This window comes from Citrobacter sp. Cb028 (assembly GCF_030336705.1).
In the GTDB taxonomy this organism is placed as follows: domain Bacteria; phylum Pseudomonadota; class Gammaproteobacteria; order Enterobacterales; family Enterobacteriaceae; genus Citrobacter; species Citrobacter braakii.
Genome location: NZ_JAOWCZ010000025.1, coordinates 117,367 through 131,741, shown reverse-complemented (window position 1 = coordinate 131,741; position 14,375 = coordinate 117,367). Strand labels below are relative to the sequence as shown.

Below are 14,375 nucleotides of genomic sequence, written 5' to 3'. Positions count from 1 at the left end.
GGAGAATATATGAGCCAACTTTTTGTCCGAACAGGAATCAACTTTAGCTCGTGTCAGCATGCGCTGACACATATTGGGGAGGAGATGCTGGCCAAAGGGGTCGTGCACGAAAGTTACCCGCAGGCCCTGATTGAGCGTGAAGCAACCTTTCCAACTGGAATAGCGCTGGAACGTCATGCCGTTGCGATTCCACATTGTGAAGCTGTTCATGCTAAATCTCCTGCTATCTATCTGATTCGCCCGGATACACCGGTCAACTTTCAACAAGCGGATGATGATGAAGAGATCGCCGTCTCTTTAATTATCGCCTTAATCGTTGAGAACCCGACGGCACAACTGAAGCTCCTGCGTCGTCTGTTTAGTGAGCTACAAAACCCGAACACCATTGAAGCATTACTGAATGCGCCCGATGCAGAACTGGCAATGCTCTTTCGGGAAAAAATCCTTGAGTCTGAGCTCTGCGCTCAGATTTGATAACAAACTGATAATAAAAGGAATACCCTATGAAACGTAAAGTAATTGTGGCCTGTGGCGGTGCTGTAGCAACTTCAACAATGGCTGCGGAAGAAATTAAAGAACTCTGTGAAACCAACAATATACAACTCGACCTGGTTCAGTGTCGTGTAACAGAAATCGAAACCTATATGGACGGCGCAGACCTCATTTGTACCACGGCTCGCGTTGACCGTACATTTGGCGATATCCCGGTGGTTCACGGCATGCCTTTTGTCTCAGGCGTGGGTATCGAAGCATTGCAGCAAAAAATCCTGACCATCCTCGTGGGGTAACGCCATGTTTAGCGAAATAATGCGTTATATCCTCGATTTAGGTCCAACGGTTATGCTGCCGTTAGTGATCATCATCTTCTCAAAATTGCTGGGAATGAAGCTCGGGGATTGTTTTAAATCTGGTCTGCATATCGGGATTGGGTTTGTCGGCATCGGTCTGGTAATCGGCCTGATGCTGGACTCTATTGGACCTGCCGCAAAAGCAATGGCAGAACAGTTTCAAATCAACCTGCACGTCATCGATGTCGGCTGGCCTGGTTCATCACCGATGACCTGGGCTTCGCAAATTGCGTTAATTGCGATTCCTGTCGCCATTGGGGTGAATATCCTGATGCTGGTTACCCGCATGACCCGCGTGGTGAATGTCGACATCTGGAATATCTGGCATATGACGTTTACCGGCGCCATGTTGCATCTGGCGACCGGTTCATACTGGTTGGGCATCCTCGGTGTGGTTGTTCATGCCGCCTTCGTCTACAAACTGGGCGACTGGTTTGCCAAAGACACGCGCGACTTTTTTGGCCTGGAAGGCATCGCCATTCCACATGGTTCCTCGGCATATCTGGGCCCGATAGCGGTCCTGGTTGATACGATCATTGAAAAAATCCCAGGTCTGAACCGCATTCATTTCAGTGCGGATGATGTACAAAAACGCTTCGGCCCCTTCGGCGAGCCCGTGACCGTCGGTTTTGTGATGGGGTTAGTGATCGGCATGCTGGCAGGGTATGACGTTAAAGCAGTGCTCCAACTGGCGGTGAAAACAGCTGCCGTTATGTTGCTCATGCCGCGCGTCATTAAACCGATTATGGATGGACTCACTCCCATTGCAAAGCATGCTCGCAAGCGCCTGCAGGCAAAATTTGGTGGCCAGGAGTTCTTGATTGGCCTGGATCCTGCGCTACTGCTCGGCCATACGTCGGTGGTTTCCGCCAGTCTTATCTTTATCCCGCTGACCATTCTGATTGCCGTTCTGGTACCAGGAAACCAGGTTCTGCCATTCGGCGATCTCGCGACCATTGGTTTCTTTGTCGCCATGGCGGTAGCCGTTCATCAGGGAAACCTTTTCCGCACGCTGATCTCCGGCGTCATCATCATGGGTATCACCCTGTGGATAGCCACGCAAACCATTGGTTTACATACCCAGCTAGCCGCCAATGCGGGCGCATTGAAAGCTGGTGGCATGGTGGCTTCAATGGACCAGGGCGGTTCCCCAATCACCTGGCTGCTAATCCAGCTCTTCACCTGGCAGAACGTGGTGGGTTTCATCATTATCGGTGCTATTTACCTGTTGGGTGTACTGCTGACCTGGCGTCGGGCGCGTAATTTCGTGGCGGCTGAAAAAGCGGCAGCCATAACAGAAAGCCAGACCGCATCTTAATTTCTGGGGAGCATTTGCTCCCCTTCACTTTTCTGGAGACACTTATGAAATCAGTGGTTATTCACGCTGAGGGCGACGTACGCGTTGAAGAACGTCCCATACCACAACTGCAAACTGATGAAGATGTACTGGTCAAGGTGGTCAGTTCAGGGCTTTGCGGCTCAGATATTCCCCGAGTCTTCAATCATGGCGCTCACTATTATCCAATCACACTTGGGCATGAGTTCAGTGGCTATGTTGAGTCTTACGGCGCGGGCGTAACCGATCTACAACCCGGAGATGCCGTTGCCTGCGTACCGCTGCTCCCCTGCTTCCACTGTCCTCAGTGCGAGCGTGGATATTTCTCATTGTGTAAGCAATATCAGTTTGTCGGATCGCGCAGCGAAGGCGGCAATGCAGAATATGTGGTGGTAAAACGCGCCAACCTGTTCCGCCTACCTTCAGAAATGCCGATTGATGATGGCGCATTCATTGAGCCCATTACCGTTGGCCTGCATGCTTTTCACCTCGCTCAGGGATGCGAAGGCAAAAACGTGATCATCGTTGGTGCAGGTACTATCGGTTTACTGGCAATGCAATGTGCTCGCGAACTCGGCGCAAAAAGCATCACGGCGATTGATATCAACCCGCAGAAGCTGGCGTTAGCAAAAGAACTGGGTGCAACCTATGTGTTTAACAGTCGGGAGATGAGTGCGACCGAGATCCACTCCGGTCTGGAGAACATTCAATTTGACCAACTCATCCTGGAGACTGCGGGAACCCCACAAACTGTTACTCTGTCGATCGAAATTGCCGGACCTCGCGCTCAACTGGCATTAGTCGGTACGCTGCATCACGATCTGGCGCTAGCTTCAGGTGTTTTTGGGCAAATATTGCGTAAAGAGTTAACCATCCTTGGCAGTTGGATGAACTATTCCAGCCCATGGCCTGGAGAAGAGTGGGAAACCGCTGCCCGTTTACTCACGGAGAAACGCTTACAGCTTGAGCCGTTAATTGCCCACAGTGGTGATGCCGACAGCTTTGCCAGCGCAGTCAAGTCACTCAATGGCGCGCCGATGCAGGGGAAAATTCTGCTCAAACTCTCCTGACCCAACGAGCCAGCAACCTGCGCTGGCTCACATTTACTTTCGAAATTTAGCGTTCACCTTTCGCAATCCTTCGATTAAACTAGTGGCAGTCAAATTATCAGGCAAATCAATATGAACTCATTTGAGAGAAGGAATAAAATTGTCGACCTGATTAATACGCAAGGTAGCGTACTGGTAATGGATCTTTCGAATACCTTTGGTATTTCTGAAGTAACCATTCGCGCCGACCTGCGGTTATTAGAAGAGAAGGGTCTGGTCACCCGTTTTCATGGCGGTGCGGCAAAACCAGGAAGCCATCTGGCTGAAGGTGACAATCAGGAAGTATTATTAGAAGACCGGTATCAGCTTGCCAGCGATCCCAAAAAGCGGATCGCTCAGGCTGCAACGGCAATGGTCGAGGAAGGAATGACCGTGATTCTGGATAGCGGAAGCACGACCTTACTGATCGCTGAGGCGCTAAACCGAAAAAGTAATATCACAGTTATTACCAATAGCCTGCCCGCTGCGTTTACGTTATCGGAAAACAAAGACATTACGCTGGTCGTCTGCGGCGGCACGGTGCGTCACAAAACTCATTCAATGCATGGCACTATCGCTGAACGTTCCCTTCAAGGGATAAGCGCAGACCTGATGTTCGTTGGCGCCGACGGGATTGATGCCACTAATGGTATAACGACATTCAACGAAGGCTATTCGATTAGTAGCGTGATGGCTGCTGCGGCACATAAGGTTATTGCCGTACTGGATGCAACAAAATTTAACCGACGAGGTTTTAATCAGGTACTTCCAATGGAGAAGATTAACTGCGTAATAACCGACGACAGTATCAGCAAACAGGATAAATCAGCGCTGGCCAAAACAGGGGTTGAACTGCTGGTCGTTTAAATTACCCTCCATAGCCCCCCTTTCGTCGCGCCAACGCGTTGCAGTTTGCCTTTTAGCTGCAACGCTTTCAGATAGCGTTCTACAGTTCGGGCTGAGATTTCACACTCATCAGCGATACTTTTGGCGGATCTGCCTGGCTGATTCGACAAGATTTGTAGTATGCGTTTTTCAATATCCAGTAAATCAGGCGACATTTCTTCCGACATTTCTTCCGACATTTCTTCCGACAGGGCTGATGATTTCCCCAATCCCTCTTGCAAAGCAGAGATGATGTTTTCAAGGATAAATTCTATAAATGGCGTGCAGCTACTTTGCCGATCGCACTGCCCTAACACCTGGTAGTAGCGATCCTGTTGGTAGTGGATCAGTGTCTCTACTGGTAACCACGCCAATTCCGATCGCCACTCACGGAGGATTAATGTCTGCCACAACCGGCCCATCCGTCCATTGCCGTCGGCAAAAGGATGAATGAATTCAAATTCATAATGGAAAATAGCACCAGCAATCAGTGGGTGGAGTTCTGTCGTTTTTAACCAGCCCAGTAGGTCATTCATCAATCGAAGAACTTGTGACGCCGGTGGGGCCATATGGATAAGCTGTTTCTCCCTGTAAACACCGACATTGCCGGATCGCAATTGACCCGGGTTATCGACAAGCCCCATCATCAGGATTTGATGTGCCTGTAAAAGATCGGAGAGTCTTTCACTTTTCCACTCTGACATTTTTTCATAGGCCAGAATCGCATTTCTGACTTCCTGTATATCTTTAGCCGGAGCCAGAATACGTTTCCCCTCCATCAGAGCGGTGACTTGTTCCGTAGTCAACGAATTATGCTCAATCGCTAAAGAGGCCTGAATAGTGCGAATACGATTCTCTTTGCGCAAAAGAGGAGATGCCCTACCAGCCATCGCCGCCCAATTCCCCATCAACTCCCCAATTTCAATGACTTGATTGAGGATCAATGGAGTGATGACGAAAGGTGGTTGGTAGGTGCTCACTGTTACTCCCCCTGCTGTTCCAGCGCGTACTTATACAGCGCATTCTTCTTCACGCCGTGGATCTCAGCGGCCAGTGCGGCGGCCTTTTTCAGCGGCAGTTCTGCCTGCAATAAGGCCAACGTACGCAGCGCATCAGCCGGAAGGTCGTCTTCTTGCGCTTTGTGTCCTTCGACAATCAGCACCATTTCGCCTTTACGACGGTTTTCATCTTCCTTGACCCACGCCAGCAGTTCGCCGACCGGCGCACCGTGAATGGTTTCCCAGGTTTTGGTCAACTCACGCGCCAACACCACGTAGCGGGATTCGCCCCAGACGGCAACCATATCTTCCAGGCTATCCAGCAAACGGTGGGTGGATTCATAAAAAATAAGCGTACGCGGTTCAGCCTCAATGGCTTTCATCGCATCACGACGCCCTTTCGATTTGGCAGGCAGAAAACCTTCATAGCAAAAGCGGTCTGAAGGCAGACCTGCAGCGCTCAGGGCAGCAATCGCCGCGCAAGGGCCTGGCAGGGGAACAACGCGGATCCCTGCTTCGCGACAGGTCCGTACCAGATGGTAGCCAGGATCGTTAATCAGCGGCGTTCCAGCATCGGAAACCAGCGCAATGTTTTGCCCTTCTTTAAGCTTCGCCACCAGCGTTTCGGCCTTTTGCTGCTCGTTGTGATCATGTAAAGCGAACAAACGCGCGTTAATCGCGAAGTGTTGTAACAAGAGTCCTGTATGACGAGTGTCTTCAGCGGCAATCAAATCAACGGCTTGTAAAACTTCGAGCGCTCGTTGGGTAATATCAGCCAAATTTCCTATAGGAGTAGGTACAATAAAGAGTTGGCCTTGAGAATTATCCGCCGATTCGTGTTGTTTCATTGTGTCGTCCGTATTGCCGATTTAATATTGAGCATTGAGTAAAAAAATATCACTGGATACAGTATGGTACCCTCAACATTTTCTCGTTTGAAAGCCGCACGCGCGCTACCAGTCATTCTGGCTGCACTGATTTTCGCAGGCTGTGGCACCCAGGCGCCAGACCAGAGTGCAGCCCATATGCAGGGCACTGCGCAGGCTGATTCCGGCTTTTATCTGCAACAAATGCAGCAAAGCTCAGATGATAGCAAGACCAACTGGCAATTACTCGCCATTCGTGCACTGCTGAAAGAAGGCAAGAGCCAGCAGGCTTTCGAGCTGTTCAACCAGCTACCACAGAAGCTAAGCGATACCCAGCGTCGTGAGCAGTCACTGCTGGCTGTCGAAATTAAGCTCGCGCAGAAAGATGTCGCTGGCGCACAGGCCCTGCTGGATAAGCTAACCCCCGCCGATTTTGATCAAAACCAGCAGGCGAGATACTGGCAGGCGCAAATCGACGTCAACCAGGGTCGTCCATCGCTGACTTTACTGCGCGCCCTGATCGCCCAGGAACCGCTGCTGGCCGCGAACGCTAAGCAGAAAAACATGGATGCCACCTGGCAGGCGCTGTCATCCATGACCCAGGAGCAAGCGCAGACGCTGGTCATCAATGCGGATGAAAACGTGCTGCAAGGCTGGTTAGATCTCCAGCGCGTCTGGTTCGATAACCGTAACGATCCAGACATGATGAAAGCCGGTATTGCTGACTGGCAGAAACGTTATCCACAAAACCCGGGTGCAAAACTGTTGCCAACGCAGTTGGTTAACGTGCAGAGCTTTAAACCCGCTTCCACCAGCAAAATTGCTCTGCTGCTGCCGCTGAACGGTCAGGCCGCTGTATTTGGCCGTACTATTCAGCAAGGCTTTGAAGCTGCGAAAAATATGGGTACTCAACCCGTAGCGGCCCCTGCTGTTACCGCGCCTGCTGCGGATACAGCGGCTGCGACGACCACGGAACAGCCGCAAACGACTGACGGTGTTGCCAGTCCGGCTCAGGCGTCAGTAAGCGATCTGACCAACGAGACGCCAGCACAGCCAGAAGCTACAGCTCCACAACCAACAGCGCCTGCGCAGCCAACAACCGCCAGCGCACCAGCGAATCCGTCCGCGGAGCTGAAAATCTACGACACGTCATCACAACCGCTGAATCAGATCCTGACTCAGGTTCAGCAGGATGGCGCCAGCATCGTGGTTGGCCCACTGTTGAAGAACAATGTTGAAGAGCTGATGAAAAGCAACACGCCATTAAACGTCCTGGCGCTTAATCAGCCGGAGTCGGTGAAAAACCTGCCGAACGTCTGCTACTTCGCTCTGTCGCCAGAAGATGAAGCGCGCGACGCAGCACGCCACATTCGCGATCAAGGAAAACAGACGCCGCTGTTGTTGATCCCGCGGAGTTCGTTAGGCGATCGCGTTGCCAACGCCTTTGCACAGGAGTGGCAAAAACTGGGTGGCGGCGTGGTGCTGCAGCAGAAGTTCGGCTCCACCACTGAGCTGAAAATGGGCGTCAACGGCGGCTCGGGGATCTCCCTGACGGGCAGCCCGGTCGCCTCTTCTGTACCCGCGCAGCCTGGCGTGACGATTGGCGGTCTGACCATTCCGGCAGCACCTACCGATGCGCAAATCACCGGCGGCAGCGGTCGTGTTGATGCCGTATATATTCTGGCAACGCCGGAAGAAATTGCATTTATAAAGCCGATGATCGCCATGCGCAACGGTAGCCAGAGCGGTGCCACGCTGTACGCCAGCTCCCGTAGCGCGCAGGGAACTGCCGGCCCGGATTTCCGTCTGGAGATGGAAGGCTTGCAGTACAGCGAAATTCCGATGCTAGCAGGCGCTAACGCCCCTCTCATGCAGCAGGCGCTGGGCGCGGTTCGTAACGACTACTCGCTGGCACGTATGTACGCGATGGGCGTCGATGCCTGGTCGCTTGCCAACCACTTCTCGCAGATGCGTCAGGTGCAGGGTTTCGAAATTAACGGCAACACCGGAGCCTTAACCGCAACGCAGGATTGTGTGATTAACAGGAAGTTATCATGGCTCAAATACCAGCAAGGACAAGTCGTCCCCGCCAGTTAACGAGTAAACAGACCGGTGACGCGTGGGAATCCACCGCGCGTGACTGGCTGCAGAGCAAGGGACTGCATTTTATCGCCGCCAACGTGCATGAGCGTGGCGGCGAAATCGACCTGATAATGCGTGAAGGCAACACCACCGTATTTGTTGAGGTTCGCTATCGGCGCTCAGCCCAGTTTGGCGGTGCAGCGGCGAGTGTGACCCGGAGCAAACAACACAAATTATTACAGACTGCCCGCTTGTGGCTTGCGCGCCACAATGGAAGTTTTGATACTGTGGATTGCCGGTTCGATGTGTTAGCCTTCACCGGAAATGATGTTGAGTGGTTTAAGGACGCGTTCAACGACCGCTCATAGTTGAAGATTCAGAGCCTGGTTCTTAAGGATTAGCGTGTTAGATAGAATTAAAGTCTGCTTTACAGAAAGCATTCAAACTCAGATAGCTGCGGCTGAAGCACTTCCGGATGCGATCTCCCGTGCAGCCATGACGCTGGTTCAGTCCCTGCTCAATGGCAACAAAATTCTCTGTTGTGGTAATGGGACGTCCGCTGCCAACGCACAGCATTTTGCTGCCAGCATGATCAATCGTTTTGAAACAGAGCGCCCAAGTTTACCTGCGATTGCACTAAATACTGATAATGTGGTCTTAACTGCGATTGCCAACGATCGCCTGCACGACGAAGTTTATGCAAAACAAGTCCGTGCGCTGGGACATGCAGGTGATGTTCTACTGGCAATCTCTACGCGTGGTAATAGCCGCGATATCGTAAAAGCCGTTGAAGCCGCCGTGACACGCGACATGACAATTGTCGCACTGACCGGGTATGACGGAGGGGAGCTGGCCGGGTTACTGGGGCCGCAGGATGTTGAAATCCGTATCCCTTCACACCACAGCGCCCGCGTTCAGGAAATGCATATGCTGACGGTCAACTGCCTTTGCGATCTCATCGATAACACGCTTTTCCCTCACCAGGATGATTAAGGAGTACACATGAAGGCATTTTCGCCGCTTGCTGTGATTATCGCTGCCCTGCTACTGCAAGGCTGTGTCGCTGCCGCCGTTGTCGGAACTGCTGCTGTCGGCACCAAAGCCGCGACGGATCCTCGCAGTGTAGGCACCCAGGTAGATGACGGAACCCTGGAATTACGCGTCAATACCGCGTTGTCGAAAGATGCCCAGATCAAGAAAGAGGCGCGTATCAACGTGAGCGCGTATCAGGGTAAAGTGCTGCTGGTCGGTCAGTCGCCAAATAGCGAACTGTCTGCGCGGGCAAAACAGATTGCGATGGGCGTAGAAGGTACCACTGAGGTCTTTAACGAGATCCGTCAGGGTCAGCCAATCGGCCTGGGCGATGCGTCTAACGATACCTGGATAACCACTAAAGTACGTTCCCAGTTGCTGACCAGCGATCAGGTGAAATCCTCTAACGTGAAAGTCACCACCGAAAACGGGGAAGTGTTCCTGTTGGGTCTGGTAACTGAACGTGAAGCGAAGGCTGCGGCAGACATCGCCAGCCGGGTAAGCGGCGTGAAACGCGTCACTACGGCTTTTACGTTTATTAAGTAAGACAAGCTACAAATGCCGGATGGCGACGCCAGAGCGTCCTCTCCGGCATTTTATTTGGCTCTTTCGCGCAGTTCGGAAGAGGTCAGGATCGAAACGCCCTCATGTCCAGGCGCCAGTGCCTCCGCCAGCATAGCCCGGGCTACATCACGCGCCTCAATCGACTTCCAGTTCCCCGGCAGCAGCCGAAATAACGGCGCTAAAAACCTCTCATTCGCCCGCTGTTTATCCCGTTCTCCGAGTAACATTGAAGGCCGAACAATCGTCAGCCGCGGCCAATTTTGCGCGATCAGCGCCTGCTCCATTTCCCCTTTCACCCGGTTATAAAAAAACGGTGAATTGGCATTGGCACCCATCGAACTGACCACCAGCATATGCTGAGCGCCCAATCGACGCCCCGTCAGGGCCGTGTCCACCACCAGCGTATAGTCAGCATGGATAAACGCTTCTTTGCTACCCGCTTCACGCCGGGTGGTTCCCAGACAACAAAAGACAATATCTACCGGATCGGTGACCTGCGCCAGCGCATCGGTTAGCTGCGGATCATAGGGATTATAGACGCCAGCCGTATCAGCCAGCGGTCGACGCGTCGGCGCCGTGATGGCATTGACCCGGGGTTCATTGAGCAGCATACGCAGCAAATTTCCGCCTACCAGCCCCGTTGCGCCTGTTATTAATACCTGACTCATCGCTAATCTTCCCCTGACTCTTTAATCACTCTATTAACTATAGATCACGTTGCCAGTGCATTTTTTTGCCAAAGCCCAGCGTGTTGTCCGTGAATTTGACTTCATCCAGTCGAATCTCCCACACGGGCGCTGGCAGCCTTCTCGCGACCGGGAAACGGCGGTTGTAGGCGTTACGCGCGGCTTCACCCTCCTGCCCTTCAAGACGCCGGATTTCCCCTTTAAACTGTACGCCACGAATCAGGGCGACCGTTTTGGGCTGACCATTTACCGTGCCGGCAATCGGCGCGCGCGGCCCGGACATCTGCGCATGGCGCGTTTTTTCTTCGGTCAGCACATAGAACACCATCTTCTGCGCATCAAACAGGTAAAACGCATTGGCGCACCATAATTCACCGTCATGATGTACACACCAGGTCACGACGTGCTGCTTTGCCAGCCAGCGGGTCACCGCAGTCAGTGTTTCCATTTCTGTTCTCTTTTATACTGTAGGCCTGAAAATTATCACGTCGATGGTGACAATGACACCCTGGTATCTGTACCTGATCCGTACTGCGGACAACGCCTTATACACCGGAATAACCACCGATGTGCAGCGCCGCTATAAGCAGCATCAAAGAGGGAAAGGCGCGAAGGCGCTGCGCGGAAAGGGGGAACTCACGTTGGCATTTGCGGCTCAGGTCGGCGACCGTTCGCTGGCCCTGCGCTTAGAATATCGCGTCAAACAGCTTACAAAGCGGCAGAAAGAGCGCCTTGTTGAAGGCGAAGGGCTTGAGGCACTACTGAGCAGCCTGCAAACCCCCGGCGCTTAAAAACGATTGAAGTAGTCGTGGTATTCCACAAGGCCCGTCACACCCTCCAGCGCATCTTCCGCCAGGCGATGAACCTGGAACGCGCTTTCGGTACCCGGCCAGCGGCAACGCAGGTCATGATGGGCAGCCAGCTCAAAACCAAAGCGGCTGTACAGCGCCGGATCGCCCAGCGTAACCACCGCGGCGTAACCAAACTCGTTCAGGGAATCGAGTCCTTCATAGACCAACTGACGCGCCAGGCCCTGCCCACGGTAGTTTTCATCCACCGCGAGTGGCGCCATGCCGACCCATTGCAGGTCTTCGCCCTGGACATCGACAGGGCTGAACGCGACGTAACCCACTACCTGACCTTCGTCATCGGTAGCAACCAGACCCAGCGTTATGAAACCGTCTTCACGCAGGTCGTGCACTAATTTCGCTTCCGCATCGCTCTCAAATGAACGACGCAGCAATGCATCAATACCTGGGGCATCAATGGGAATTTCAACTCGAATCAGCATGGCTCACCTACCGAAGTCTGTTTGGTTTCTGGCGACGTTTTCATCCCCGCCTCAACAAAATCCGCCAACTGCATCAGCATGACGCGCAACGCTTTAGGCATCTGATCCAGTTCGATGGCGTCCATCAGATTTTTTACATACAGCCCTAATTCTGTATCACCTTCAATCACCAGGCGACGCTGGAAGAACAGCGTATCCGGATCCTGCTTACGCGCCGCGATCATCAGGAGATCGCTGGCATCCGCGCTAAAACTCACATCCGCCTCTGCATTCTGGCTGACGATAAGTTTATCGTTCTCAACAGAGGTATACCATTTAAGGCCAATGTCACGCACATGAATGCTCAGCCAGCGACCGTCGAGAAACTCCAGCTCCCCATCGGCCAGCGCCTGACTAAACTGCCAGCTCAGGACCTGCTCCAGAACCTGGCGCTTCAGCGCAAAGGGCGTCAGTTTAACCGGTACACTCATCAGAGAAGGACCAAAATGTACTAAGCGTGAACGCAGTTTATCCAACACGAGCTTTACTCCCTGTTTCAATTATCCTGCTATTTTGCCATATCAAATAAACGACATAGCGGCATAAATCAACAATTCGCTACGAAATTGTTACCTCTTATTGGTATCACCAATACGACTTTAACTGCCTCAAATCAAAAATTGTCTCAGCAAGGTTAACTAAAATCCCTCTTCGTTAACATTTCTGCGCCCTTTACGGCGCAACGTTCAGGATAAATTATGGAGCTGCTCTGCCCTGCCGGAAACCTCCCGGCGCTTAAGGCGGCCATCGAGAACGGCGCTGATGCGGTCTACATCGGGCTGAAAGATGATACCAACGCCCGTCATTTCGCCGGCCTTAATTTTACCGAGAAAAAATTGCAGGAAGCGGTGAGTTTTGTCCATCAGCACCGCCGTAAGCTGCACATCGCGATTAACACCTTTGCGCATCCGGATGGTTACGCGCGCTGGCAACGTGCCGTAGATATGGCGGCGCAACTGGGTGCGGATGCGCTGATCCTCGCCGACCTCGCCATGCTTGAGTATGCCGCAGAGCGCTACCCGCATATTGAGCGTCATGTCTCTGTTCAGGCATCTGCAACCAATGAAGAGGCGATTAATTTCTATCATCGCAACTTTGATGTCGCCCGCGTGGTACTGCCGCGCGTACTGTCTATTCACCAGGTGAAGCAGCTCGCTCGCGTCACGCCAGTTCCTCTGGAAGTGTTCGCCTTTGGCAGTCTGTGCATTATGGCGGAAGGCCGCTGCTATCTTTCATCCTATCTGACGGGCGAGTCTCCTAATACGGTTGGCGCCTGCTCCCCTGCCCGTTTTGTTCGCTGGCAGCAGACCCAACAAGGGCTGGAATCCCGTCTTAATGAAGTGCTGATCGACCGTTATCAGGACGGAGAAAACGCCGGTTATCCGACGCTGTGTAAAGGCCGCTATCTGGTTGATGGCGAGCGCTATCATGCGCTGGAAGAACCCACCAGCCTGAATACGCTGGAGCTGCTGCCAGAACTGCTGGCGGCCAATATTGCCTCGGTGAAAATCGAAGGGCGTCAGCGTAGCCCGGCCTACGTCAGCCAGGTGGCGAAAGTGTGGCGCCAGGCGATCGACCGCTGTATGGCCGACCCGCAAAACTACGCCCCACAGGCCGCGTGGATGGAAACGCTCGGTTCAATGTCCGAAGGCACGCAGACCACGCTTGGCGCGTATCACCGTAAATGGCAGTGAGAGAAGCAATGAAATATTCCTTAGGGCCGGTGCTGTGGTACTGGCCGAAAGAAACGCTGGAAGATTTTTATCAGCAGGCCGCCACCAGCCAGGCCGACGTTATCTATCTTGGCGAAGCGGTGTGCAGTAAACGCCGCGCCACCAAAGTAGGCGACTGGATCGATATGGCGAAATCGCTCGCTGGCAGCGGTAAACAGGTGGTGCTGTCAACGCTGGCGCTGGTGCAGGCCTCCTCTGAGCTGGGAGAACTGAAGCGCTATGTCGAAAACGGCGACTTCCTGCTGGAAGCCAGCGATCTCGGCGTGGTAAACATGTGTGCCGAGCGTAAGCTGCCGTTTGTCGCCGGGCATGCGCTCAACTGCTACAACGCGGTAACCCTGCGTTTGCTGCTCAGGCAGGGCATGGTGCGCTGGTGTATGCCGGTAGAACTGTCCCGTGACTGGCTGGTCAATCTGCTTAACCAGTGTGAAGAGCTGGGTATTCGCAATCAGTTTGAAGTTGAGGTACTGAGCTACGGGCATCTGCCGCTGGCGTACTCTGCCCGCTGCTTTACCGCACGCTCTGAAGACCGTCCAAAAGACGAGTGTGAAACCTGCTGCATCAAATACCCGAATGGGCGCGATGTGCTGTCGCAGGAGAATCAGCAGGTCTTTGTCCTCAACGGCATCCAGACCATGAGCGGCTATGTTTACAACCTCGGCAACGAGCTGACATCGATGCAGGGTCTGGTTGATATTGTGCGTCTGTCCCCTTCAGGCAGCGACACGTTCGCCATGCTCGATGCCTTCCGCGCCAATGAAAATGGCACTGCCCCATTGCCGCTTGCTGCCCACAGCGACTGCAACGGCTACTGGAAACGGCTGGCAGGTCTTGAACTACAGCCGTGATTAATAGCTCACTTTGTTAACAACATTCGCTAATCTTTAATGCAGTATTAAAAGATTAACCGGTAACAAAGTGAGCCGT

Annotated in this window: 17 protein-coding genes and 1 pseudogene; 12 read left to right on the top strand and 6 right to left on the bottom strand. The window is 53.0% G+C overall.

Going from position 1 to position 14,375, the window contains the following annotated elements; translation table 11 throughout:
- The first annotated feature begins 9 nt into the window (after positions 1-9).
- From gatA to OGV75_RS02845, 5 genes are all read left to right on the top strand, one after another.
- Positions 10-474 carry a PTS galactitol transporter subunit IIA gene (gene gatA / locus OGV75_RS02865; RefSeq protein ID WP_019077770.1) on the top strand — a complete coding sequence of 155 codons (465 nt, stop codon included), beginning with the start codon at positions 10-12 and terminating at the stop codon, positions 472-474.
- 29 nt (positions 475-503) lie between these two features.
- Complete coding sequence (gatB, locus tag OGV75_RS02860; RefSeq protein ID WP_200101013.1) at positions 504-788, top strand: PTS galactitol transporter subunit IIB; 285 nt, start codon at positions 504-506, stop codon at positions 786-788.
- A 4-nt stretch (positions 789-792) separates the two neighbouring features.
- Positions 793-2,166 (top strand): galactitol-specific PTS transporter subunit IIC, encoded by a 1,374-nt coding sequence (locus OGV75_RS02855; protein ID WP_016154648.1) that lies wholly within the window; start codon positions 793-795, stop codon positions 2,164-2,166.
- Positions 2,167-2,210: 44 nt separating this feature from the next.
- Positions 2,211-3,254: a galactitol-1-phosphate 5-dehydrogenase gene (gatD, locus tag OGV75_RS02850; protein WP_016154649.1), complete on the top strand. Its 1,044-nt coding sequence runs from the start codon at positions 2,211-2,213 to the stop codon at positions 3,252-3,254.
- 111 nt (positions 3,255-3,365) lie between these two features.
- A complete protein-coding gene (locus tag OGV75_RS02845) occupies positions 3,366-4,139 on the top strand; it encodes a DeoR/GlpR family DNA-binding transcription regulator (protein WP_003828620.1) in 774 nt (257 codons plus the stop codon).
- On the opposite strand, the gene OGV75_RS02840 is transcribed toward OGV75_RS02845, so the two are convergent.
- Together OGV75_RS02840 and rsmI are read right to left on the bottom strand one after the other, a co-directional pair.
- Positions 4,136-5,137 (bottom strand): Fic family protein, encoded by a 1,002-nt coding sequence (locus OGV75_RS02840; protein ID WP_200084093.1) that lies wholly within the window; start codon positions 5,135-5,137, stop codon positions 4,136-4,138. The two genes, OGV75_RS02845 and OGV75_RS02840, sit on opposite strands and share 4 nt — an antisense overlap.
- Positions 5,138-5,139: 2 nt before the next feature.
- Positions 5,140-6,003: a 16S rRNA (cytidine(1402)-2'-O)-methyltransferase gene (rsmI, locus tag OGV75_RS02835; RefSeq protein ID WP_016154652.1), complete on the bottom strand. Its 864-nt coding sequence runs from the start codon at positions 6,001-6,003 to the stop codon at positions 5,140-5,142.
- 63 nt (positions 6,004-6,066) lie between these two features.
- On the opposite strand from rsmI, the gene OGV75_RS02830 reads away from it, so the two are divergent.
- The 4 genes from OGV75_RS02830 to dolP are packed head-to-tail and all read left to right on the top strand — an operon-like array spanning position 6,067 to position 9,681.
- Positions 6,067-8,118 (top strand): penicillin-binding protein activator, encoded by a 2,052-nt coding sequence (locus OGV75_RS02830; RefSeq protein WP_286480327.1) that lies wholly within the window; start codon positions 6,067-6,069, stop codon positions 8,116-8,118.
- Positions 8,076-8,471: a YraN family protein gene (locus OGV75_RS02825; RefSeq protein WP_019077774.1), complete on the top strand. Its 396-nt coding sequence runs from the start codon at positions 8,076-8,078 to the stop codon at positions 8,469-8,471. The genes OGV75_RS02830 and OGV75_RS02825 overlap by 43 nt, the downstream gene beginning before the upstream one ends.
- Positions 8,472-8,505: 34 nt before the next feature.
- A complete protein-coding gene (gene diaA / locus OGV75_RS02820; protein ID WP_003024948.1) occupies positions 8,506-9,096 on the top strand; it encodes a DnaA initiator-associating protein DiaA in 591 nt (196 codons plus the stop codon).
- Positions 9,097-9,105: 9 nt separating this feature from the next.
- Positions 9,106-9,681 carry a division/outer membrane stress-associated lipid-binding lipoprotein gene (gene dolP, locus OGV75_RS02815; protein WP_003024954.1) on the top strand — a complete coding sequence of 192 codons (576 nt, stop codon included), beginning with the start codon at positions 9,106-9,108 and terminating at the stop codon, positions 9,679-9,681.
- Between the two features lie 50 nt (positions 9,682-9,731).
- On the opposite strand, the gene OGV75_RS02810 is transcribed toward dolP, so the two are convergent.
- Both OGV75_RS02810 and OGV75_RS02805 read right to left on the bottom strand, forming a co-directional pair.
- The gene (locus OGV75_RS02810; RefSeq protein WP_016154656.1) at positions 9,732-10,367 is read right to left on the bottom strand and encodes an NAD(P)H-binding protein; all 636 of its coding nucleotides are present in this window, start codon (positions 10,365-10,367) and stop codon (positions 9,732-9,734) included.
- Between the two features lie 37 nt (positions 10,368-10,404).
- Entirely contained in the window at positions 10,405-10,833 is a 429-nt protein-coding gene (locus tag OGV75_RS02805) for a YhbP family protein (protein ID WP_137367091.1), read from the bottom strand.
- 43 nt (positions 10,834-10,876) lie between these two features.
- On the opposite strand from OGV75_RS02805, the pseudogene OGV75_RS02800 reads away from it, so the two are divergent.
- Positions 10,877-11,186: pseudogene (locus OGV75_RS02800) on the top strand (GIY-YIG nuclease family protein).
- Here the strand turns inward: OGV75_RS02800 and OGV75_RS02795 are convergent.
- Positions 11,173-11,676, bottom strand: a complete 504-nt coding sequence (locus OGV75_RS02795) for a GNAT family N-acetyltransferase (RefSeq protein WP_016154659.1) — start codon at positions 11,674-11,676, stop codon at positions 11,173-11,175. The pseudogene OGV75_RS02800 and the gene OGV75_RS02795 sit on opposite strands and share 14 nt — an antisense overlap.
- Positions 11,670-12,194: a ubiquinone anaerobic biosynthesis accessory factor UbiT gene (ubiT, locus tag OGV75_RS02790; protein WP_016154660.1), complete on the bottom strand. Its 525-nt coding sequence runs from the start codon at positions 12,192-12,194 to the stop codon at positions 11,670-11,672. The genes OGV75_RS02795 and ubiT overlap by 7 nt, the downstream gene beginning before the upstream one ends.
- A 219-nt stretch (positions 12,195-12,413) precedes the next feature.
- Between ubiT and ubiU the strand changes: the two genes are divergently transcribed.
- Positions 12,414-13,409: a ubiquinone anaerobic biosynthesis protein UbiU gene (gene ubiU, locus OGV75_RS02785; RefSeq protein ID WP_016154661.1), complete on the top strand. Its 996-nt coding sequence runs from the start codon at positions 12,414-12,416 to the stop codon at positions 13,407-13,409.
- 8 nt (positions 13,410-13,417) lie between these two features.
- Positions 13,418-14,296: a U32 family peptidase gene (locus OGV75_RS02780; protein WP_019077776.1), complete on the top strand. Its 879-nt coding sequence runs from the start codon at positions 13,418-13,420 to the stop codon at positions 14,294-14,296.
- Positions 14,297-14,375 lie beyond the last annotated feature (79 nt).